Here is a 19,817-nt window from a genome sequence, read left to right as displayed (position 1 = left end):
TAATTTATGATAAATTCTATGATTTTTTAAATGAGTTTTTAAAGAGTTTTTTAAAATATTCCGAAAGTTACTAAATTTGCGCTTTACAAAATAAATTTGTTCCATAATTAACATAGCTTTATAAAATTTAAAAGATGTTAATTAAAAATTTAAGATATCGGTATCCTTTTTTTTAGTTAAAAATAAACTTTTACGTTCTTTATTTACAGATGCTTTAATTAAATTTTGTTGTTCCGAAAAATGCCTCATTAATACATTATTTTGTATTTCGATGGTTTTAAAATCAGCAATATTTTCTATTTCTAAGTAAAAAAAGACAATATCACCATCATATTCTTTACCGATAAAATTATAATGTACTTCTTTTTGATTGATTTTTAGTTTAAAATGTTTTTTTAAATACTTGAAAAACAAAGTATCAGAGTTTTTTAATTCATTTTTTGATACGAGCTGTAAATCTACGTTATATTCTTTATTGATGGCATTTTCGATATCATCAATAAAAACATTCATAATTATTTGTACCGATTTCGTTTCTGGTTTATAGTCGATTTCTGTCAGTGAAATATAATATTTATGAACGCTAAAAGAGAGTAGCGGAAGTATCAATAGAAGAATTATAAATTTTTTCATGGTTGTTGTTTTATTTCGTTTTAGAAGCTGTTATAATTGATAATCGGCTGGATATTGTTTTTTAAATAATTCGGCTTTGTTTTTTAAAAATCGAATCATTGTTATTGCTGTTGAATTATAAATTTGATTGAATTTTTCATCAGTAGTGCAAAAGTAAATGAATTTATAAACGTGCGTTTCTTTGATGTTATATTCTTTTATAATCGATAAAGTATAGGTGTTTTTTATTTTTTTGACTTTTTTTTCTAAATTTTCAATAGTTTGTAATTTTTGTAATTTTTTTATTCTTCCAGAAGCACTATTAAGTAAATAATCTAGAGAAAGTATATTTTTTGCACCCATAGCGGTATATAATTTTCTTTCTGTGGATGTTAAAATTTTAGAACCTGCGTAGGGTAAATTTAGTGTTTTTGCGTTTATGATTTGCGTGTTCTTAATTTTTTTGATATCCGAAGTTAAAGAACCTGTTAAAGAATGTTTTTTTAGATGTACTTCATCTAATTTATATTTTTTTTTATTTAGGATAAATATGTTTTTTTGCATTCCGAAATGTATGTTTTTCACTTCAAAAATAATTGTTTTATAACCGATACATGATATTTTTAAAGAATCTGTTGGTTTGGCTAAAATTTTAAATTTGCCATTTATAGTGGTGAAAGTCCCTTGTTTTGTGTTTAAATTAATGATGTTTACATTTTCTAAAAGAGTTGTTTTATTACGAACATCGGCATATAAAAATTTTCGATATGTGTTGTTTTCTTGAGCTTGAATCTTAAAAAAAACTCCAGAAAAAAATACTAGAAAAAATCTTATAATTAGTAATTGTTTATTTTTCATGATTTTTTATTTTTTAGTAATTTTTAATACATCAAGAAATAAAATAAGTGTAAAACAAAGAACTTTTAATTTTCGTTAAAAAATCTTAAAAATAATTTAAAGTAATGATAAATTTTGTTAATTTGACCTATGAAAAAATTAATAATCGCAAGTACATCAACAGTTCACGGGAGTGAATATTTAGGATATTTATTGCCAACATTAGCTGTTTTCTTTGAAAAAGCACACACTATTTTGTTTATTCCCTACGCAAGACCTAGCGGAATTAGTTACGATACATATACCGAAATTGCCCAAAAAGCATTTGCTAAAATTGATAAAAAAGTGAAAGGAATTCATGAATTTGAAAATCCGAAGCAAGCATTACAACAAGCCGATGCTATTTTTACAGGAGGCGGAAATACGTTTGAATTAGTCAATCAACTGTATAAAAAAGATGTAATTGACACGCTGAAAAATGTGGTCGAAAACGGAACTCCCTATTTAGGAACAAGCGCAGGAAGTAATATTTGTGGCGTTACCATGATGAATACTAATGATATGCCAATTGTATATCCGCCAAGTTTTAAAACCTTAGCATTTATTCCTTTTAATATCAATGCACATTATTTAGATCCGATTAAAAATTCGAAACACATGGGCGAAACTCGTGAAACCAGAATAAAAGAATATCATATTTTCAATGAAACGCCCGTTTTAGGCTTACGAGAAGGAAGTTGGTTAGCTGTAACAGGAAATCAAATCATTTTAAAAGGAAATTTACCAGCACGGTTATTTCAAAAAGATAAAGAACCTGTCGAATTAGCCATGAAAACGGAACTAAATGTATTGCTAAACTAAAATAGGTGTCAATTTTTAATGGTTTTTGATGGTTTTTGATAGTTTTAACAAGATAAATTCAAATGAGTTACAATCTAAATCATATGAGCAAAAACGAAACGTAATAGCCTTGTATTTTTGTGGTGTACTAATTAATTAAAAGATGTTAAAACGGTAAGCATCTAAAAAATAATTTGCCACTAACTATTAAATTAAAAAATTATGTACAATTACACAGAAGAAGTAGCAAATCAATTAAACAGTTTATTAGAAAAAAATTATGATGCAGAAAAAGGATATAGAACTGCCTCAGAAAATGCTAAAAATAATAATCTGACGCTTTATTTTGAACAAAAAGCGAATGAACGTAAAAATTTTACTCAAGATTTAAAAGCTGAAATTAAAAACTTTGGCAAAACTCCAGAGCAAAATGGTAGCTTAACAGGTTCTGTTCATAGAGTTTGGATGAATACAAAATCTTTTTTATCACCTGAAACAGATGAAGCAATGCTTGAAGAAGCATTAAGAGGTGAAAAATCAGCACTTGAAGAGTATGACCAAGTAATTAATTCGAAAGAAGTATTGCCTAAATCGACAACACTTATTTTAGAAAATCAGCGTAATATGATTTTAAAAGATGCCGTAAATATCAAAAGATTAGAAGATCTAAAATAAAATTCCGTATCAATTTTTAATTTAAAAAACTCAAATCAGATGATTTGAGTTTTTTTTGAACTTTTTTAAACTGATATCATGACTGTTTAATTTTTTAGATGAAAAACAATAGAATATTTATCAAACATAGTATTTTTGTTGGATGAATAAGAAATTTTTATATATCAGTTTATTGTTGATTTTTATCATTTTTGGAAGTTGTAAAACATCACAAAAAATAGTAGAAGAAACAAAAACATCCGAAATACGCCTGAAGTTTTTAAATGAATTTATTGTGAAAGATTCCTTGAATTTTAAAAATACCATCATCGGAGGAATTTCAGGAATTGATTTTGCGAATAATCAATATTATATGGTCGTGGATGATGCCAAAAATCCACGAGTTTTAATTGGTGATATTATCATCAAAAATGACAGTATCAAAAATGTAAACTTTAAAAATTGTATTCAAATAAATAAAAATAGCCACTTCTATAAAAACAATACTTTAGATTTAGAATCGGTTTTTGTAACCCAAAATAAACTCAATTTAGTAAGTGAAGGAAGTATTCGTAATGGCAAAAACCCAACAATTTTTACCGTGGATACGGTAGGGAATTTTCAAGAAAAAATAACAATTCCCGATTATTTTAACGCAAATTCAAACGCAAAACCAAAACATAATGGCACGTTTGAAAGCTCGTCAAAAAGTTTCGATAAAAAAGGATTTTGGGTCGCTATGGAGGCGCCACTAGAAACAGATGGCGAAGAACCGACATTTCATAAAACACAATCGCCAATACGAATTACGTATTTCGATAATCAAACCAAAAAAGCAACCAAACAATTTGCGTATCAGCTAGAAAAAATTGACAAACCCGCAAAAGGAAACGTCAATTTAAACGGCGTTACCGCAATTCTGGCATACAAAAAAAACACCTTTCTTATTGTGGAAAGAAGCTATCAAAGCGGTTATGGAACTCTCGGAAATACCATCAGAATTTTTAAAGCAACAATCAATGAAAATTCAACAAATACCTTAGAAATTCAATCGCTGAAAAAAGAAAAATATATCCCACTTAAAAAAGAATTAGTGTTCGATTTTAAATCAATTCAACATCAATTAACCCATGAAATTATCGATAATATGGAAGGAATTACCCTCGGGGAAAAATTGTCGAATGGAAATAATTCGCTAATTTTAGTTGCTGATGATAATTTTCAAGTATATGGAAAGCAATTAAATCAGTTTTTATTGCTCGAAATTCAAGAAAAATAAGACCAAGATGATAAGCAAACTTAAAGAAAAATCAATCCAAAAATTTTATAATAAAACGATTCTAACAGCACAGAATAAAGAACAACAACAATATAAAATTAAAAAAATCGCTGTTTTGCTGGATAATCCATCCATAGAAAATAAAATTATTGCTGATTTAACAACTAAATTTCCCTTTCAAAAAGAAAATATAACCGTACTTATTTACAAACCTTTTGAAAAAAAAGACAAAAATCAAGAAGAAAGTCAAGAAGAAAATATAAAAATTTTTACAGAAAAAGATATTGGCTTTAAAGCAAGTTTGAAATCAGACAATTTAAAAAATTTCGTTAAAATTGACTATGACGCACTGATTAATTACATAAAAACACCAAACTTATATACCAATACAATAACTTTGCTATCGCAAGCCCGTTTAAAAACTGGTTTTGCAAATATTGATGACCGATTATATAATCTCATAATTGCCGATGATGGCTTTGATGAAACGATTTTAAATCAGGAACTAAAAAAATATTTAACCATATTAAATAAAATATAATGCAAAAATTTGTTGGTACAGGAGTGGCTTTGGTAACGCCTTTTAGCGAAGATTTAAGTGTCGATTTCGACGCACTTAAAAAATTAGTAAATTATAATATCGATAACGGAACAACTTATTTAGTTATCAACGGAACTACGGGCGAAAGTGGTACGATAACAAAACAAGAAAAAAATGAAATTATTAATACTATTGTAAATGAAAATAAAAATCGTTTGCCATTAGTATTAGGCGTTGGAGGAAATAATACGCAAACCGTAATTGAGGAGTTAAAATCATTAGACTTATCAGCTATTGATGGAATATTATCCGTCGCTCCGTATTACTCGAAACCAACGCAAGAAGGATTTTATCAGCATTTTAAAGCCATCGCTTTAGCCACAACAAAACCAATTATTTTGTACAACGTGCCTGGTCGAACCGCTAAAAATATGGAACCAGCAACCATTTTACGATTAGCAAACGATTTTAACAACATAATAGGCGTTAAAGAAGCAGGAAATAATCAGCAACAATATTTAGAATTACTAAAAAATAAACCCAACGATTTTTTAATAATATCTGGTGATGATGATTTAGCATTAGGTGTTGTTTTAGCAGGTGGAGCTGGTGTAATATCCGTAATAGGACAGGCATTACCAAAAGAATTTTCAACAATGATTCAGTTAGGATTGGACGGAAAAAATAAAGAAGCCTATCAAATTCATTATCAATTAATGGATATTGTTAGTTATATTTTTGAAGAAAATAATCCCGCAGGAATTAAAGCCGTACTATTAAAAAAAGGTATTTGCGATGATGCCGTTCGTTTACCATTAGTAAAAGCATCCGAAGAATTACAAACAAAAATATCAGATTTTATAGACGCATTATAGTATTTTAGAGATAAATAGATGATAAATAATTGTTTATTTACATAAAATCTAAACAAAAATTACACTTATAATAGACTACAGTTTTTTAATTGTAGTCTTTTTTTTGCATCTTTGTATAAATAGTACGTTATTTATAATCAATAAAAATAATCAATAAAATAATTAAAATCAAAATAAAAAAGTATGTTATCAAAAGTAATAGAAAGTGCCTTAAACAAACAAATTCAAATAGAAGCACAATCTTCACAAGTATATTTATCAATGGCTTGTTGGGCAGAAACACAAGGTTTTGAAGGAGTTGCGCAATTTATGTACGCTCATTCTGATGAAGAACGTATGCATATGTTGAAATTAGTGAAGTTTGTAAACGAAAGAGGAGGACACGCAAAAGTTTCTGAATTGGTGGCGCCACCAAGTGAATTTGGCTCGTTTAAAGATATGTTTCAGACTTTATTTGACCACGAAGTAATGGTTTCGGAATCAATTAATGACTTGGTACATATTACATTACAAGAAAGAGATTATGCAACGCATAACTTTTTACAATGGTACGTATCAGAACAAATAGAAGAAGAAGCATTGGCAAGAAATATTTTAGATAAAATTAATTTAATTGGCGACGATAAAGGTGGTTTGTATTTGTTTGATAATGATGTAAAGTTAATCGTAGCGCAAGGAGCAGCCGCTAACAATGCGTAATAATCAACAAATAACATTAACAAACAATTAGTAGTTTTTTCAAAATTGTATAACTTTTTTATGCTTTATTGCAGTATGCTATACTTAGCGTAAAAAATCGTTTTAATAATCCATAATTAATCACTAATTTTGCAAGATGCAAAAAATTAAAAACTTAGCGTATTTAGTTCTAATGCTATTGATCTTATCTTCATGTGGAGAATATCATAATGTATTAAACAAAGGAAGTGTTCAAGATCAATATAAAATGGCCGTGAAAATGTACGAAGCACAAAAGTACAGCAAAGCTATCCGTTTATTTGAAAAAGCAACACCTGCATATCGAGGAAAACCGCAAATGGAACGTATTCAATATATGGTTTCTCAAGCTAATTTTAATGAGAAAAATTATAGTTTAGCAGGATATTATTTTGATAGATTCTCGAAAAATTATCCGAAAAGTTCTAAAAAAGAAGAAGCTGCTTTTTTATCAGCATTAAGTTATTATAAATCGTCACCAGGTTTTAGCCTAGATCCTACGGGAATAAACAAGGCATTAGAATCTTTTCAAGTATTTATTGATGCGTATCCTGATTCTGATAAATTGCCAGAAGCAAACAAATATTATACAGAATTACGTGGTAAATTAGAGAAAAAAGCATTTGAAATTGCTAAAACATATTATAATACCGCAGGGTATGATTCTCGAAATTATCGTGCAGCAATCGTAGCTTTTGATAATTTATTATCTGATTATTTAGGAACAAAATATAAAGAAGAAGCCCTATATTTTCGATTAAAGGCAGCGCACGATTTTGTGATGAAAAGCACGCAACGTAGAAAAGCTGAAAGAATTAAAGTAGCCATAAAAGCATACGACAAATTAAAAAGAAGTTTTCCTAAATCAAAATTTTTGGAAGATTCGAATGAAATGTTAGCCGCTTTAAATAAAGAACAAGAACAATTAGTTAAAAGTTAAAAAATGGATTATAAAGAAACGAAAGCACCCTTAAGTACTATTACTTATAATAAAGAAGCTATCGAAGCTCCAACAGAAAATATTTATGAAGCTATTTCAATTATAGCGAAAAGAGCGAATCAAATTAATGCAGATTTAAAAAGAGAATTAGTTGATAAGTTAGATGAATTTGCTACTTATAACGATAGCTTAGAAGAAGTTTTTGAAAACAAAGAACAAATAGAAGTTTCTAAGTTTTACGAGCGTTTACCAAAACCTCACGCTATTGCTGTCGATGAATGGTTGAACGGAAAAATTTATTACCGAACTCCAGAAGCAGAATAATATGCACGTACTAGGCGGTAAAAAAGTTTTACTTGGTATTACCGCAGGTATTGCGGCATATAAAACAGCGAACTTAGTTCGTTTATTTATAAAATCTGGCGCAGAAGTTAAAGTAATAATGACTCCTGCGTCTAAAGATTTTATAACACCACTTACACTTTCTACACTTTCTAAAAATCCTGTTCATTCTACTTTTTATGAAAAAGAAGCGGAAAATGAATTGTGGAATAATCATGTTGATTTAGGACTTTGGGCAGATATTATGCTCATTGCTCCAGCAACCGCAAATACCTTGTCGAAAATGACAAATGGTACTTGCGATAACTTGTTGTTAGCAACTTATTTATCTGCAAAATGTCCTGTGTATTTTGCTCCCGCGATGGATTTAGATATGTATCAACATCCATCAACCAAAAAAAGTTTAGCAACCCTACAAGACTTTGGAAACATTTTAATTCCAGCAACTTCTGGTGAATTAGCTAGCGGATTAATAGGCGAAGGACGCATGGCTGAACCTAAAGATATTGTTGCTTTTATCGAAAATGATTTTTTATCGAAATTGCCATTGCGTGGAAAAAAAATACTAATTACCGCAGGACCAACCTATGAAGCTATCGATCCTGTACGTTTTATCGGAAACCATTCTTCTGGGAAAATGGGGTTTGAAATCGCTAAAACAGCCGCCGATTTAGGCGCTGAAGTTTTTTTAATCGCAGGACCTTCGCATCAAAAAGTAACACATTCTTTTATTGATAGAATTAATGTGAAATCAGCACAAGAAATGTATGATGCTTGTCATCAGTATTATAAAAATGTTGATGTCGCAATTCTAGCTGCTGCAGTTGCCGATTATCGACCAAAAAATATCGCTACGCAAAAAATAAAAAAGAAAGATGCTGCTTTAGTTATCGAATTAGAACCTACCAAAGATATCTTAAAATCTTTAGGACAAGAAAAAACAACACAATTATTAGTCGGTTTCGCCTTGGAAACAAATAATGAAATCGAAAATGCAAAAAGTAAAATCGTCAAAAAGAATTTAGACCTAATTATACTCAATTCATTACAAGATAAAGGCGCTGGTTTTGCTACCGATACCAATAAAATTACCATTATTGATGCTGATTTTAATCAAAAACCATTTGAATTAAAATCTAAAAAAGAAGTATCTGTCGATATTATAAACGAAATTCTTAAAAGAGTTTTGTAAATTGTCAGCTCAAGTGACGTTCAGTTAAATCACTTGACCTAACAAATTAAACTTATAATAAATGCGTATTTTTTTATTTTTAATGATGATTTTATCATCAATTTCTGGGCAATCGCAAGAATTAAATGCGTTGGTAACCGTAAATACCGATAAAGTTCAAAGCAGTAATAAACAAGTCTATGAAACACTTCAAAAATCATTAACCGAGTTTATTAACGAAAAACAATGGACAGATAAAAACGTTAAACAACAAGAACGTATTAATTGTGCTTTTACCATTATTATTAATGAACAAAAGGGAAATAATTTTAGTGCAAGTTTACAAGTACAATCCACACGACCTGTATATAATACAAGCTATGCAACGCCTATTTTAAATATTAATGATTCCAATTTTAATTTTAAATATACCCAATACGCTCCATTAATTTTTAATCCAAATAGCTATGATAGTAATTTAGTGTCTACAATCGCTTTTTATGTGTACACAATTTTAGGTGTTGATGCCGATACTTTTGCTCTAAAAGGTGGTACGGAATCGCTTAAAATAGCTGAAAATGTCCTATTACAAGCACAAGCTAATGGAGAAAAAGGATGGCAAAATAAGGTCGGAAAACAAAATCGTTTTGCGTTGATTGATAATTTATTATCTTCAAAATTTAGTGCTTTACGTAGTATTTATTACGGATATCATAGAAATGGACTTGATAATTTTGCTGATAAAGAACAAATAGCAAAACAAAAAATCGCTGAAAATATCATCAATTTACAAAAAACACATAATATCGCGATAGGAAATTATATGATTCGTGTCTTTTTAGATGCCAAAGGTGATGAAATATCAAGTGTTTTTACCGGTGGTACATCAGTAGAAAATACCCAGAAAATGCTCGCTGTTCTAAATAAAATTGCGCCTACCTATAAAAATAAATGGAAAAATATCAACTAATTTAGCTACAATAAATAAAAGAGTAGGTAGTTTTTTAAGTATCACAATTGCGTATTAATTACTACGGATTAGTGTTAAAATAGAATTCAAAATTTTATGCATTATTTATAATAAAACGCTAAAATGAAAAAAGAAACATCAAAAGAAGTATCAAAAGAAACTACAGAAAATACAGGATTAGAACATTATTTAGACAATCATTATATACATAGAAGTAATTGGTTGAGAGCCGCTGTTTTAGGGGCAAATGATGGAATTTTATCAACCGCAAGTATTGCAATTGGTGTGGCCGCAGCAAGTAATTTTAGAGAACCAATTGTATTGGCAACATTAGCAGGATTAGTTGCTGGAGCTTTGTCGATGGCAGCTGGAGAATATGTTTCGGTAAGTTCGCAAACAGATGTTGAAAATGCAGATATCGAACGTGAAAAACTAGAATTACAGGAAATGCCTGAAATTGAATTGCAACGACTTGCTGAAATATATCAAAAAAGAGGACTCAAAGCAGAAACGGCACAGATCGTAGCAAAAGAATTAACCGAACATGATGCATTAGGAGCACATATTAGAGATGAATTAGGAATTAACGAAATCAGTCAAGCCAAGCCGATGCAAGCCGCATTAGCATCTGGAGCCGCATTTACCATTGGAGGATTGCTCCCTTTTTTAGTAACAGTTTTTCTTCCATTAAAAAGTATGGAATATTCACTCTATGGTTTTGCATTGTTTTTTCTGATAATTCTAGGAGCATTAGCCGCTAGAGCAGGAGGTTCAAGTATTGTAAAAGCAGTTTTAAGAATTACCTTTTGGGGAACAATCGCTATGGGATTAACAGCCCTTGTTGGATACCTTTTTAATGTAAATATTAATTAATTTTTTACTTATTTCGTAGTCTTTCTAGTAAAATTAAATATGTCTTTTTTTTAATTAAAAGCATTATATAATTTTTTGTTTCAAAATTATATGTTAAATTGTCGTCTTAATATGGAAGTTTATAAGGATATTTTTTTAAAAAGAACAGATTTTAACAATAATATAAATAAATTTTAAGAAATGATTAAAAAATCAATGAAAATGATGGCAATTATGTTTGCTTCATCAATGTTATTAACATCTTGTTATTCTTATACAAGTGTTGTAGGAGAAGGTGCAAAAGGTAATTCTCAAATTACAGAATGGAATCATTATGTAGTTTATGGATTAGCTCCTGTTGGAGTTTCAAATTCAAAACAAATGGCTAGCGGTGCCAAAAATTACACAGTGCATACTAGACAATCATTTGTTAATGGATTAGTTTCTGCTTTAACTTTTGGTATTTATACTCCTACAACTACGACGGTAACGAAATAGTTAATTATATATAAGAAAGGTAATTTGTTTAATTACCTTTCTTATATCATTAAGAAATTTTAAAAATGAAAAAAATAATTTTTTACGTTTCGGTTGTAATTTCTTTAATCTTATTAGTCAATATCGTGCAAATACTACTAACAGATTTTAAAAGGTTAACCGAATATGGATACGGATATTTAATAGGCAAAATAATTCTTTTTTTCATATTTATCGTTTTTATTTTTTTAACTAAAAAAACTATAACTAAAAAAAGAACAGCATAAATAGTTGTTTTTTCTCTCATTAAATTCTTCTCAAATTTTAATTTTTGCACTTATTTATCAACATAAAAAATAAATAAATAGGCTTAAATTAGATAACACACTCAAATAGTAATTTACAGAATATCTAAAATATTTAGCATAAATAATTGATGCTTTTTAATAATTTAATTTATTAAAATTACATACAAAATCCGTACTTTTAGTTCTTATAAATCAAGAAATTTGCTTACACACTTATCTATACATAATTACGCACTAATCAATCAGTTATCGATTGATTTTAACAAAGGGTTATCAATAATAACAGGAGAAACAGGCGCTGGGAAATCAATATTATTGGGGGCTTTAGGCTTGGTGATGGGAAATCGTGCCGATTTATCATCCTTGAAAAATACCGAAAAAAAATGTATTATCGAAGCCAAGTTTGAAGTCGGAGAATATGATTTGAAAAATATATTTCAAGAATTTGATATTGATTATGAACAAGAAACAATCATAAGACGGGAGATTCTTCCTTCTGGAAAATCAAGAGCTTTTGTAAATGATACGCCTGTTCGATTATCAATTCTAACAACCTTAAAAACAAGATTAATCGATATTCATTCGCAACATCAAACTGCTGAATTATCCGATACAAGTTTCCAGTTTTCCGTTATTGATGCCTTGGCTAAAAATAAATCAGCAATAATTGCCTATAAAAAAAATCTGAAAATTTATACCCAATTAAAAAAAGAACGTAAAATTCTAGAGGAAGAAACCTTAAAATCAAAAGAACAATACGCTTATAATTTACATCTTTTCAATGAATTTGAACAAACAGCATTAGTTGCTGGCGAACAACAAATCATCGAAGAAAAATTAGAGAAACTAAATAATATTGAAGAAATAAAAGTTAGCTTATCAGAAGCACTAGAAATTGCTGTAAACGATGAAATTGGATTGCAAAATCTATTGTATTTATTAGAAAATAATCTGCAAAAAATAAGCGAATATTCAAAAAGTTATCAAGAAATAACAAGTAGAGTTACCAGCATCAAACTAGAATTAGACGATGTTGTTACCGAATTAGAAAACGCTAATGAAGATGTCGGTTTCAATCCCAATGAAATAGAAGAATTAAATGACCGATTACAAGTAATTTATAATCTTCAGAAAAAACATTCGGTAGCATCTATCGAAGAATTACTCGTTATTTATGAAGCATTGGCGAAAAAGGTAGCTCAAGTGGAAGATTCTGGTACTTTAATTGCCGCTAAAAATGCCGAAATACATAAAATCGCTCAAAAATTAGACGAAATTGCACTTGTAATCACAAAAGCTAGAAATAAAGCAATTCCAAAATTACAAAAAGAATTAGAAGGTTTGCTTTCAGAATTAGGAATGCCAAATGCTCGTTTTTCAATAACATTAAATCAGTCGAATCAGTATTTTTCAAATGGAAAAGATAGCCTAGATTTTCTGTTTTCAGCAAATAAAGGTGGGAATTTTGGCGAACTTAAAAAAGTCGCTTCTGGTGGAGAATTATCGAGAATTATGCTATCTGTAAAGAAAATTTTATCAGAAAATATACAACTTCCAACCATTATTTTTGATGAAATTGATACAGGAGTTTCTGGTGAAGTTTCCAATAAAATCGCCAAAATAATGCAAGATATGAGCCGAGAAATGCAAGTAATAACCATTACGCATTTACCGCAAATTGCCAGTAAAGGATTGCAACATTATAAAGTGTATAAAGGTGAAGAAAATGGCGTAACAACTTCTAATTTAAAATTACTTTCTGATAAAGAACGGATTATCGAAATTGCAGAAATGTTAAGTGGAAAAGAGGTGTCTGAAAGTGCGTTAATTCACGCAAAAGAATTGTTGAATTAGAAAAACAATTTTAAGAAAAATATTATAAAAGCATAAAATAATAGCATATAAAAGTATAAAATAAATATGTACAATTTATTAAAAGGTAAAAAAGGTATTATTTTTGGGGCTTTAGATGAAAATTCTATCGCTTGGAAAGTTGCCGAACGTGCTTGTGAAGAAGGAGCAGAATTTGTATTAACTAATTCTCCATCAGCAATACGTTTAGGAAATATTGAAGCATTAGCCGAAAAAACAGGTGCATCACTTATTCCAGCTGATGCAACTTCAATCGATGATTTAACCCATTTAATTGAAAAAGCAACCCAAATTTTAGGCGGAAAAATAGATTTCGTTTTGCATTCCATAGGAATGTCGGTAAACGTGCGTAAAAAGCGTCCTTATACCGATCCAAATTATGATTTTACCGCAAAAGGTGCTGATGTTTCTGCGGTTTCATTTCATAAATTAATGAATGTTTTATATCATAAAAAAGCCATGAATCAGTGGGGAAGTATCGTTGCGTTAAGCTATATGGCGGCACAACGTGTGTTTCCAGATTATAACGATATGGCGGATAATAAAGCGTATTTAGAATCGATTGCTCGTAGTTTTGGCTACTTTTTTGGACGAGATTATAAAGTACGTGTCAATACGATTTCGCAATCGCCAACGCCAACTAGAGCAGGACAAGGTGTAAAAGGTTTCGATGGATTTATTGCCTATTCCGACAAAATGTCGCCACTAGGAAATGCAACCGCTTTAGAATGTGCCGATTATACCATATCATTATTTTCTGATCTAACAAAAAAAGTAACGTTACAGAATCTATTTCATGATGGCGGATTCTCAAACATGGGCGTAAGTACTGCCGTTATGGAAAAATTTACAGAAGAATAATTCTAATAACTTTAACAATCCTTAAAAATAAGATTAAAAGGCAAATCGTTAAATTTGCATTTTAATATTTTAATATGAAGCATATTTTAGACATAGCACAAATAGAACAGGAATTAACAACTCTAAGAACCCAATTAAAAGAACATTCTTTATATCATTGCTTAAAAAATATCAATGATGTAAAAACATTTATGGAATCACACGTTTTTGCAGTTTGGGATTTTATGTCGCTATTAAAAGCGTTACAACGCAACTTAACGTGTACAACTTTGCCGTGGCTTCCTGTTGAAAATCCTAAAACAGCACGGTTTATTAATGAAATAGTTTTAGGTGAAGAAACCGATGTAAATGAACTCGGCGAACCTAAAAGTCATTTTGAAATGTATATTGATGCCATGAATCAAGCAGGCGCAAGTACGCAAGAAATAGCTGTTTTTATCGACCAAATTATCGAAGGAAAATCCATAGAAAAAGCATTAGATAAAACATCAATATTACAAGAAGTAAAAGATTTTGTCTTATTTTCTTTTGAAGTTATTCAAACCAATGCACCGCATATTATTGCCTCGAGTTTTACCTTCGGACGAGAAGATGTAATTCCTGATATGTTTCTTGAAATTGTTAAAAATACTCAAGAAAATGAAAATTCAAATTATACAAAATTAAGCTATTATTTAAACAGACACATCGAATTAGATGGCGATGAACACGGTCCTTTGTCCTTAAAAATGATTGAAGAATTATGCGGAAATGATGCCCAAAAATGGCAAGATGTTTTATTTTATGCTAAAGAATCATTACAAAAACGTGTAAATCTTTGGGACGGAATTACAAGACAAATCAATCAAATCAATCAAAATTCGTTGCATTAATTTTTTAAGTACATTTAAGATGTAAATTAAGTTTAAAATATCAAATGACGTTGAAATTTTCCATAATAGTTCCTGTTTATAATCGCCCAAAAGAAATTAAAGAATTATTAGAAAGTCTGACAAAACAAACGTTTTTAGAGGATACTTTAAAAGAGACTCTAAAAGAAAATTTTGAAATTATTATTGTTGAAGATGGCTCTGAAAAATCATCTGAAAAAATTGTAGCGAAATATAAATCAATATTAAATATTGCCTATTTTTACAAAGAAAATAGTGGGGCAGGAGCAAGCCGAAATTACGGAATGCAACGGGCTTCAGGAAATTATTTTATCATTTTAGATAGCGATGTAATTCTTCCCGTACAATATTTATCCGAAGTAAAAAAAGGCTTAACAAAAAAATATACCGATGCTTTTGGAGGTGCCGATACCGCACATGAAAATTTTACAGCTTTGCAAAAAGCGATTAATTATTCGATGACATCGGTGCTGACAACAGGCGGAATTAGAGGTAAAAAAAAAGGGATTGGAAAGTTTCAGCCACGGAGTTTTAATTTTGGAATATCAAAAAAAGCCTTTCTAAAAACTGCTGGATTTTCAAAAATGAAAGCAGGTGAAGATATTGATTTGACCTTTCGTTTGTGGGAAAATGGTTTTGAAACACAGTTTCTAGAAAACGCTTTTGTGTATCATAAACGCCGAAGTACGATTCGTCAATTTTTTAAACAAACCTTTGCTTTTGGAACAGCTCGTCCTATTTTAAATGCAAAATATCCCGAAACAGCCAAAATAACGTATTGGTTTCCGAGTTTGTTTATGGTCGGTTTTCTGATGAGTATTTTGTTTCTTTTCTTCGGATTTTGGCAATTTTGTGTTTTTTATGTAGGCTATTTTACGGCTATTTTTATAGATGCTTATCTGAAAAATAAAAATTTATATATTGCTAGTTTAAGTAAATTAACAACATTTGTACAATTTCTAGGCTATGGATTGGGGTTTTTACAATCTGAATTTAGGTCATTTAGGTCAATATTTATAAAAAAATAAAGCACTCAATTTAGTTTGAAATATTCTTTGTTAAATTTTCTTTTGAGTGCTTTTATGTTGAGTTTAAAAATCACTTTGTTCAATAATATATTCCATTAGAGAATTATAATTTTCTTTTGTGTGGGTTACTTTTTCAAAGTTTTTAGAACTATTAAAATAATAAGTTTCTTGATTTTTTGTAGCCACAGACCAAAAATTTTGACCTTGATATTCAACGCCTTTATTAAAAGAAAAATTAGATATTTCTTCGTTAGAAATTTTTTCTTTGCTGATTTTCAGAGCAGTTGTTATTTGTGAGGCAGAAAATTCAAGATACGAATCATTATTGTCATTATTTTGAGCACTTAATTTAAAGGTTGTAGCTAAGAAAAAAAGAGCAAGTAGGTATATTTTAATCATTTTACTTATTTTTACTCGTGTTAATGTATTGTTTTTTTATTTAAATTATTGTCAAAATATTTTCTGTTGGACGTCCGATTACAGCCTTGTTTTCTTCTTTATTGATAACAATTGGACGTTCAATTAGTTTTGGATTTTCTACCATTATTTTGATAAGTTGTGTGTCTGATAATTCGTTGTTTTCAAATTGTTTTTTGAAGTTCTCTTTCCAGATTTTTTCATTTTTACGAACCAATTCAATCGGATTTATATTTAAAAGTCCTATAATTTCTGATAATTCTTTTTCAGAAGGAATATTTTCCAAATATTTAATAATTTCGAATTCTTTTTTTGAATTTTCTAGTATTTCAACACCTTGGCGCGATTTTGAACAACGTGGATTGTGGTATATTTTAATCATTTTATTTAAAGTGATTTTGAGAGGTTTCGTGTAGTTATATTTATTTTTTTTGTCCGTTTAGCATTAAATATGATTTTAAAAACGGATTAATATTTCCATCCATAACGGCATCAACATTTCCTGTTTCGTGTGCTGTTCGTACGTCTTTGACTAATTTATACGGATGCATTACATAGTTTCTAATTTGGCTTCCCCATTCGGTTTTTAGTTTTCCTGCTTCGATATTTTCTCTAGTTGCTAATCTTTTTTGCAGTTCGATTTCGTATAATTGTGATTTCAGCATTTTTAAAGCGGTTGCTCTATTATCGTGTTGCGAGCGAGAATTGGAACATTGAATTTGAATACCGCTAGGTTTGTGAGTCAATTGTACTTTTGTTTCTACTTTATTCACATTTTGTCCACCAGCTCCGCTAGAACGTGCGGTAACAATTTCGATATCCGCAGGATTAATATCAATTTCAATAGTGTCATCAGCCACAGGATACACGTACACCGAGCCAAAAGTGGTATGTCGTTTTCCATTGCTATCGAAGGGTGAAATTCGTACCAAACGATGTACGCCATTTTCTCCTTTCAACCATCCGAAGGCATAATCGCCAATAACTTCAAAAGTAACTGTTTTTATGCCAGCAACATCGCCTGCCTGATAGTTTAATGTTTTTAAGGTAAATCCTTGTTTTTCAGCCCACATCGAGTACATTCTCATCAGCATTGCTACCCAATCGCAACTTTCCGTACCGCCAGCACCTGCGGTAATTTGAATAGTTGCACTTAAATTATCACCTTCATCAGATAGCATATTTTTAAACTCGATATCTTCTAAGAAAGCACTTGTTTTATCAAATTGTTCGATAACTTCTGAGGCATCTACGGCATCTTCTTTGTAGAAATCGTATAATACAGCGAGGTCTTCATTCATTGAAATAACTGATTGATAATCACTTACCCATTTTTTTTTAAAACGGAGTGATTTCATTACCTCTTCAGCTTCTTTTGGATTACTCCAGAAATTAGGATTGGCTGTTTTTTCTTCTTCGTTATTAATTTCAATCAATTTTTTATCAATATCTAAATATTTTTTTAGTTTGCTGATGCGTGTTGTTATATTTTTAAGCTGTTCTTGTGTAATCATACGGCAAAAATACATTTTAAAATGATAGTTAAAAACAGTAATTAGGTAATAAATAATTTGATTTGGAGCTATTTCCCGCTTTCCGCACTCGCTTTTTTTTTGAAGAAAAATCAAAAAAAAGAGCTCAAACAGTTGCTTCAATCGGGGCTAAGCTTCTTTACGGTATTTTTTTTTAGCTATAAAATTATTTTTAATCAAGAATATTTATGACAAAAAAAATCAAATACAATTGAATGTATTTGATTTTCATTAAATATTTAAAATTCAGGAAAATTTAGAAAAATACTCTTACAAATGGCGAAAATGCATTTGCGTAAATACTTTTATTTTCTTTGTGTAACACATTATATTGAACGCCAAAGGTAATTTTTCCTTGAATATAGGCAACGCCTAAATTTAAAGCAGGATAGCTATATTTTTCATCATTATTATTTTTGATGGTATTATTATTAAAATTTTTATTGATATAAGATTGTGATAATTCCGAAGAAAATTCGATATAATTGATAGGTCTGTATAAACCGATAATACTTACCGAATACATATTTGCAGTATAATTATTGCTTTTATTGTGTAAATATCCAAGGCTACCACCGATTGAAAACTCTTCATTAAAATCGTACACAGCACTTGGTGAAACACCAACAGAAGTATTATTACCTCCTAAACTTAAATCGAAGCTTCCTCCAAATCGTACCGTATCCCAGAAGCTATCTTCTTGAGAAAAGCTAGTCATTGCGAATAAAAAAAGAGCAATTGTTATTATTTTTTTCATAAAACTTAATTTTTTAATTTTTCAAATTTTCAATTTTAGTTATTCAAACTTAGTTAATTCTTTATAATTTTTATTTAATTTTCGGATTAATGTTCCGTAAATTATTCGATAAAAAATCCATAAAAACCCAAACATAACACTTAATAAAGTTACTGCTCCTAGTATTAAAGTCATTGATAGCTGATTTTTATTGGTCGGAGGTGTTATTCCTTGATTTTTATAGTAAGCGATTAAGACATCTAAATCTGTAATAATACAATACAAGAGTACAATATAAACTAAAATCATATAGATTAAATTAAAATATACATAGTATTTTACTGTTTTTCTGGTGTTTAAAATTTTCTTGATAAGAATTTTTGTAGTATCAGATATTGAAATAGAGGCATAATTTTTATAAAAAGCGTATAAAAAAATAGCGATAACGGTGTAATGAATATAATATGTAATATCAATTATCGTGGTTAAACCTAGTTCTTGATAAATTTTCAGGTATTTACTATTGGCAGTAAAAAGGTTTAAAATCAGCCAAAATAAAAACTCTAAAATTCCAATAATAAAAATCCATTTTACAATAGAAGACGACCTAGCATGTGCCATTTTATAAATAGCCGTTTTAGAAACGTTATTTGTTTCTTTCGACTGATTCCTCCACGCTTTTTTATATTTATCTAACTCCATTTGTTATGGGTTTAATACTTTTTTTAATTTATCTTTCGCTCTGTTCATTTTTACACGCGCGTTTACCTCACTAATTCCTAATGTTATCGATATTTCTTTGTAGGGTTTGTTTTCTAAATACAAGAGTATAAGCGCTTTATCAATATCATTTAATTGATGAATTGCTTTATATAATTTTTCTAATTGTAATTCTTGGGTATCGTCATAATCTATCGCTTTGATTTTAAAATTATAGTCGGCAATATTTTGTGTTTTAACCGTTCTTGTAGATTTTCGATATAAAGAAATAGCAGTATTTAAAGCAACTCGATACATCCAAGTACTAAATTTAGCATCTCCTCTAAAAGTATTGTAGTTTTTCCAT

Annotated in this window: 24 protein-coding genes; 16 read left to right on the top strand and 8 right to left on the bottom strand. The window is 29.5% G+C overall.

Features of this window, described 5'->3' with window-relative positions:
* Positions 1 to 141: 141 nt before the first annotated feature.
* Together L0U72_RS09545 and L0U72_RS09540 are read right to left on the bottom strand one after the other, a co-directional pair.
* Complete coding sequence (locus L0U72_RS09545; RefSeq protein WP_233884958.1) at positions 142 to 633, bottom strand: DUF6702 family protein; 492 nt, start codon at positions 631 to 633, stop codon at positions 142 to 144.
* A 30-nt stretch (positions 634 to 663) separates the two neighbouring features.
* A complete protein-coding gene (locus L0U72_RS09540) occupies positions 664 to 1,470 on the bottom strand; it encodes a carboxypeptidase-like regulatory domain-containing protein (RefSeq protein ID WP_233898984.1) in 807 nt (268 codons plus the stop codon).
* Between the two features lie 129 nt (positions 1,471 to 1,599).
* Here L0U72_RS09540 and pepE point away from each other — a divergent pair, with 129 nt between their 5' ends.
* The 16 genes from pepE (at position 1,600) to L0U72_RS09460 (ending at position 16,066) form a co-directional block, all read left to right on the top strand.
* On the top strand, positions 1,600 to 2,310 hold the full coding sequence (gene pepE, locus L0U72_RS09535; RefSeq protein WP_233898983.1) for a dipeptidase PepE: 711 nt from the start codon (positions 1,600 to 1,602) through the stop codon (positions 2,308 to 2,310).
* Between the two features lie 201 nt (positions 2,311 to 2,511).
* Positions 2,512 to 2,964 carry a ferritin-like domain-containing protein gene (locus L0U72_RS09530; protein WP_101917107.1) on the top strand — a complete coding sequence of 151 codons (453 nt, stop codon included), beginning with the start codon at positions 2,512 to 2,514 and terminating at the stop codon, positions 2,962 to 2,964.
* A 142-nt stretch (positions 2,965 to 3,106) separates the two neighbouring features.
* Complete coding sequence (locus L0U72_RS09525; protein ID WP_233898982.1) at positions 3,107 to 4,222, top strand: esterase-like activity of phytase family protein; 1,116 nt, start codon at positions 3,107 to 3,109, stop codon at positions 4,220 to 4,222.
* 7 nt (positions 4,223 to 4,229) lie between these two features.
* Positions 4,230 to 4,763 carry a DUF6913 domain-containing protein gene (locus L0U72_RS09520; protein ID WP_233898981.1) on the top strand — a complete coding sequence of 178 codons (534 nt, stop codon included), beginning with the start codon at positions 4,230 to 4,232 and terminating at the stop codon, positions 4,761 to 4,763.
* Positions 4,763 to 5,638, top strand: coding sequence for a 4-hydroxy-tetrahydrodipicolinate synthase (gene dapA, locus L0U72_RS09515; protein WP_233861860.1), 876 nt, complete (start codon positions 4,763 to 4,765; stop codon positions 5,636 to 5,638). Before L0U72_RS09520 ends, dapA begins: the two co-directional genes overlap by 1 nt.
* A gap of 183 nt (positions 5,639 to 5,821) precedes the next feature.
* Entirely contained in the window at positions 5,822 to 6,337 is a 516-nt protein-coding gene (locus tag L0U72_RS09510) for a ferritin (RefSeq protein ID WP_101917103.1), read from the top strand.
* Between the two features lie 136 nt (positions 6,338 to 6,473).
* Positions 6,474 to 7,295, top strand: coding sequence for an outer membrane protein assembly factor BamD (locus tag L0U72_RS09505; RefSeq protein WP_101917102.1), 822 nt, complete (start codon positions 6,474 to 6,476; stop codon positions 7,293 to 7,295).
* A gap of 3 nt (positions 7,296 to 7,298) precedes the next feature.
* The gene (locus tag L0U72_RS09500) at positions 7,299 to 7,619 is read left to right on the top strand and encodes a DNA-directed RNA polymerase subunit omega (RefSeq protein ID WP_101917101.1); all 321 of its coding nucleotides are present in this window, start codon (positions 7,299 to 7,301) and stop codon (positions 7,617 to 7,619) included.
* Position 7,620: 1 nt separating this feature from the next.
* Positions 7,621 to 8,829 carry a bifunctional phosphopantothenoylcysteine decarboxylase/phosphopantothenate--cysteine ligase CoaBC gene (gene coaBC, locus L0U72_RS09495; protein ID WP_233898980.1) on the top strand — a complete coding sequence of 403 codons (1,209 nt, stop codon included), beginning with the start codon at positions 7,621 to 7,623 and terminating at the stop codon, positions 8,827 to 8,829.
* A gap of 61 nt (positions 8,830 to 8,890) precedes the next feature.
* Positions 8,891 to 9,778: a type IX secretion system protein PorD gene (porD, locus tag L0U72_RS09490; RefSeq protein WP_233898979.1), complete on the top strand. Its 888-nt coding sequence runs from the start codon at positions 8,891 to 8,893 to the stop codon at positions 9,776 to 9,778.
* 123 nt (positions 9,779 to 9,901) lie between these two features.
* A complete protein-coding gene (locus L0U72_RS09485; protein ID WP_193706499.1) occupies positions 9,902 to 10,651 on the top strand; it encodes a VIT1/CCC1 transporter family protein in 750 nt (249 codons plus the stop codon).
* A gap of 180 nt (positions 10,652 to 10,831) precedes the next feature.
* A complete protein-coding gene (locus L0U72_RS09480; RefSeq protein WP_233861854.1) occupies positions 10,832 to 11,128 on the top strand; it encodes a Bor family protein in 297 nt (98 codons plus the stop codon).
* A 488-nt stretch (positions 11,129 to 11,616) separates the two neighbouring features.
* Complete coding sequence (gene recN / locus L0U72_RS09475; protein WP_233898978.1) at positions 11,617 to 13,269, top strand: DNA repair protein RecN; 1,653 nt, start codon at positions 11,617 to 11,619, stop codon at positions 13,267 to 13,269.
* Positions 13,270 to 13,335: 66 nt separating this feature from the next.
* A complete protein-coding gene (locus tag L0U72_RS09470) occupies positions 13,336 to 14,148 on the top strand; it encodes an enoyl-ACP reductase FabI (RefSeq protein WP_101917095.1) in 813 nt (270 codons plus the stop codon).
* Between the two features lie 74 nt (positions 14,149 to 14,222).
* Positions 14,223 to 15,020, top strand: a complete 798-nt coding sequence (locus L0U72_RS09465; RefSeq protein WP_233898977.1) for a DUF3050 domain-containing protein — start codon at positions 14,223 to 14,225, stop codon at positions 15,018 to 15,020.
* A 44-nt stretch (positions 15,021 to 15,064) separates the two neighbouring features.
* On the top strand, positions 15,065 to 16,066 hold the full coding sequence (locus L0U72_RS09460; RefSeq protein WP_233897196.1) for a glycosyltransferase: 1,002 nt from the start codon (positions 15,065 to 15,067) through the stop codon (positions 16,064 to 16,066).
* Between the two features lie 63 nt (positions 16,067 to 16,129).
* Here the strand turns inward: L0U72_RS09460 and L0U72_RS09455 are convergent, their stop codons facing one another.
* From L0U72_RS09455 to L0U72_RS09430, 6 genes are all read right to left on the bottom strand, one after another.
* Positions 16,130 to 16,465: a hypothetical protein gene (locus L0U72_RS09455; protein ID WP_101917093.1), complete on the bottom strand. Its 336-nt coding sequence runs from the start codon at positions 16,463 to 16,465 to the stop codon at positions 16,130 to 16,132.
* A 40-nt stretch (positions 16,466 to 16,505) separates the two neighbouring features.
* Complete coding sequence (gene arsC, locus L0U72_RS09450) at positions 16,506 to 16,865, bottom strand: arsenate reductase (glutaredoxin) (protein ID WP_233861844.1); 360 nt, start codon at positions 16,863 to 16,865, stop codon at positions 16,506 to 16,508.
* 40 nt (positions 16,866 to 16,905) lie between these two features.
* A complete protein-coding gene (gene prfB / locus L0U72_RS09445; RefSeq protein ID WP_233898976.1) occupies positions 16,906 to 17,997 on the bottom strand; it encodes a peptide chain release factor 2 in 1,092 nt (363 codons plus the stop codon).
* 274 nt (positions 17,998 to 18,271) lie between these two features.
* The gene (locus tag L0U72_RS09440; protein WP_233861842.1) at positions 18,272 to 18,772 is read right to left on the bottom strand and encodes a hypothetical protein; all 501 of its coding nucleotides are present in this window, start codon (positions 18,770 to 18,772) and stop codon (positions 18,272 to 18,274) included.
* A 39-nt stretch (positions 18,773 to 18,811) separates the two neighbouring features.
* Complete coding sequence (locus L0U72_RS09435) at positions 18,812 to 19,453, bottom strand: hypothetical protein (protein WP_233861840.1); 642 nt, start codon at positions 19,451 to 19,453, stop codon at positions 18,812 to 18,814.
* A 3-nt stretch (positions 19,454 to 19,456) separates the two neighbouring features.
* A partial coding sequence (locus tag L0U72_RS09430) for an RNA polymerase sigma factor (protein ID WP_233898975.1) occupies positions 19,457 to 19,817 on the bottom strand: 361 nt, incomplete at its 5' end.

The organism is Tenacibaculum piscium, assembly GCF_021390755.1.
Lineage (GTDB): Bacteria > Bacteroidota > Bacteroidia > Flavobacteriales > Flavobacteriaceae > Polaribacter > Polaribacter piscius.
The sequence above is the reverse complement of the archived record's forward strand: the minus strand, read 5'-3'. Positions and strand labels throughout refer to the sequence as shown.

Coding starts and splice junctions, on each gene's coding strand:
- L0U72_RS09545 (WP_233884958.1), bottom strand. CDS start 633: ATGAAAAAATTTATAATTCTTCTATTGATACTTCCGCTACTCTCTTTT.
- L0U72_RS09540 (WP_233898984.1), bottom strand. CDS start 1,470: ATGAAAAATAAACAATTACTAATTATAAGATTTTTTCTAGTATTTTTT.
- pepE (WP_233898983.1), top strand. CDS start 1,600: ATGAAAAAATTAATAATCGCAAGTACATCAACAGTTCACGGGAGTGAA.
- L0U72_RS09530 (WP_101917107.1), top strand. CDS start 2,512: ATGTACAATTACACAGAAGAAGTAGCAAATCAATTAAACAGTTTATTA.
- L0U72_RS09525 (WP_233898982.1), top strand. CDS start 3,107: ATGAATAAGAAATTTTTATATATCAGTTTATTGTTGATTTTTATCATT.
- L0U72_RS09520 (WP_233898981.1), top strand. CDS start 4,230: ATGATAAGCAAACTTAAAGAAAAATCAATCCAAAAATTTTATAATAAA.
- dapA (WP_233861860.1), top strand. CDS start 4,763: ATGCAAAAATTTGTTGGTACAGGAGTGGCTTTGGTAACGCCTTTTAGC.
- L0U72_RS09510 (WP_101917103.1), top strand. CDS start 5,822: ATGTTATCAAAAGTAATAGAAAGTGCCTTAAACAAACAAATTCAAATA.
- L0U72_RS09505 (WP_101917102.1), top strand. CDS start 6,474: ATGCAAAAAATTAAAAACTTAGCGTATTTAGTTCTAATGCTATTGATC.
- L0U72_RS09500 (WP_101917101.1), top strand. CDS start 7,299: ATGGATTATAAAGAAACGAAAGCACCCTTAAGTACTATTACTTATAAT.
- coaBC (WP_233898980.1), top strand. CDS start 7,621: ATGCACGTACTAGGCGGTAAAAAAGTTTTACTTGGTATTACCGCAGGT.
- porD (WP_233898979.1), top strand. CDS start 8,891: ATGCGTATTTTTTTATTTTTAATGATGATTTTATCATCAATTTCTGGG.
- L0U72_RS09485 (WP_193706499.1), top strand. CDS start 9,902: ATGAAAAAAGAAACATCAAAAGAAGTATCAAAAGAAACTACAGAAAAT.
- L0U72_RS09480 (WP_233861854.1), top strand. CDS start 10,832: ATGATTAAAAAATCAATGAAAATGATGGCAATTATGTTTGCTTCATCA.
- L0U72_RS09470 (WP_101917095.1), top strand. CDS start 13,336: ATGTACAATTTATTAAAAGGTAAAAAAGGTATTATTTTTGGGGCTTTA.
- L0U72_RS09465 (WP_233898977.1), top strand. CDS start 14,223: ATGAAGCATATTTTAGACATAGCACAAATAGAACAGGAATTAACAACT.
- L0U72_RS09460 (WP_233897196.1), top strand. CDS start 15,065: ATGACGTTGAAATTTTCCATAATAGTTCCTGTTTATAATCGCCCAAAA.
- L0U72_RS09455 (WP_101917093.1), bottom strand. CDS start 16,465: ATGATTAAAATATACCTACTTGCTCTTTTTTTCTTAGCTACAACCTTT.
- arsC (WP_233861844.1), bottom strand. CDS start 16,865: ATGATTAAAATATACCACAATCCACGTTGTTCAAAATCGCGCCAAGGT.
- prfB (WP_233898976.1), bottom strand. CDS start 17,997: ATGATTACACAAGAACAGCTTAAAAATATAACAACACGCATCAGCAAA.
- L0U72_RS09440 (WP_233861842.1), bottom strand. CDS start 18,772: ATGAAAAAAATAATAACAATTGCTCTTTTTTTATTCGCAATGACTAGC.
- L0U72_RS09435 (WP_233861840.1), bottom strand. CDS start 19,453: ATGGAGTTAGATAAATATAAAAAAGCGTGGAGGAATCAGTCGAAAGAA.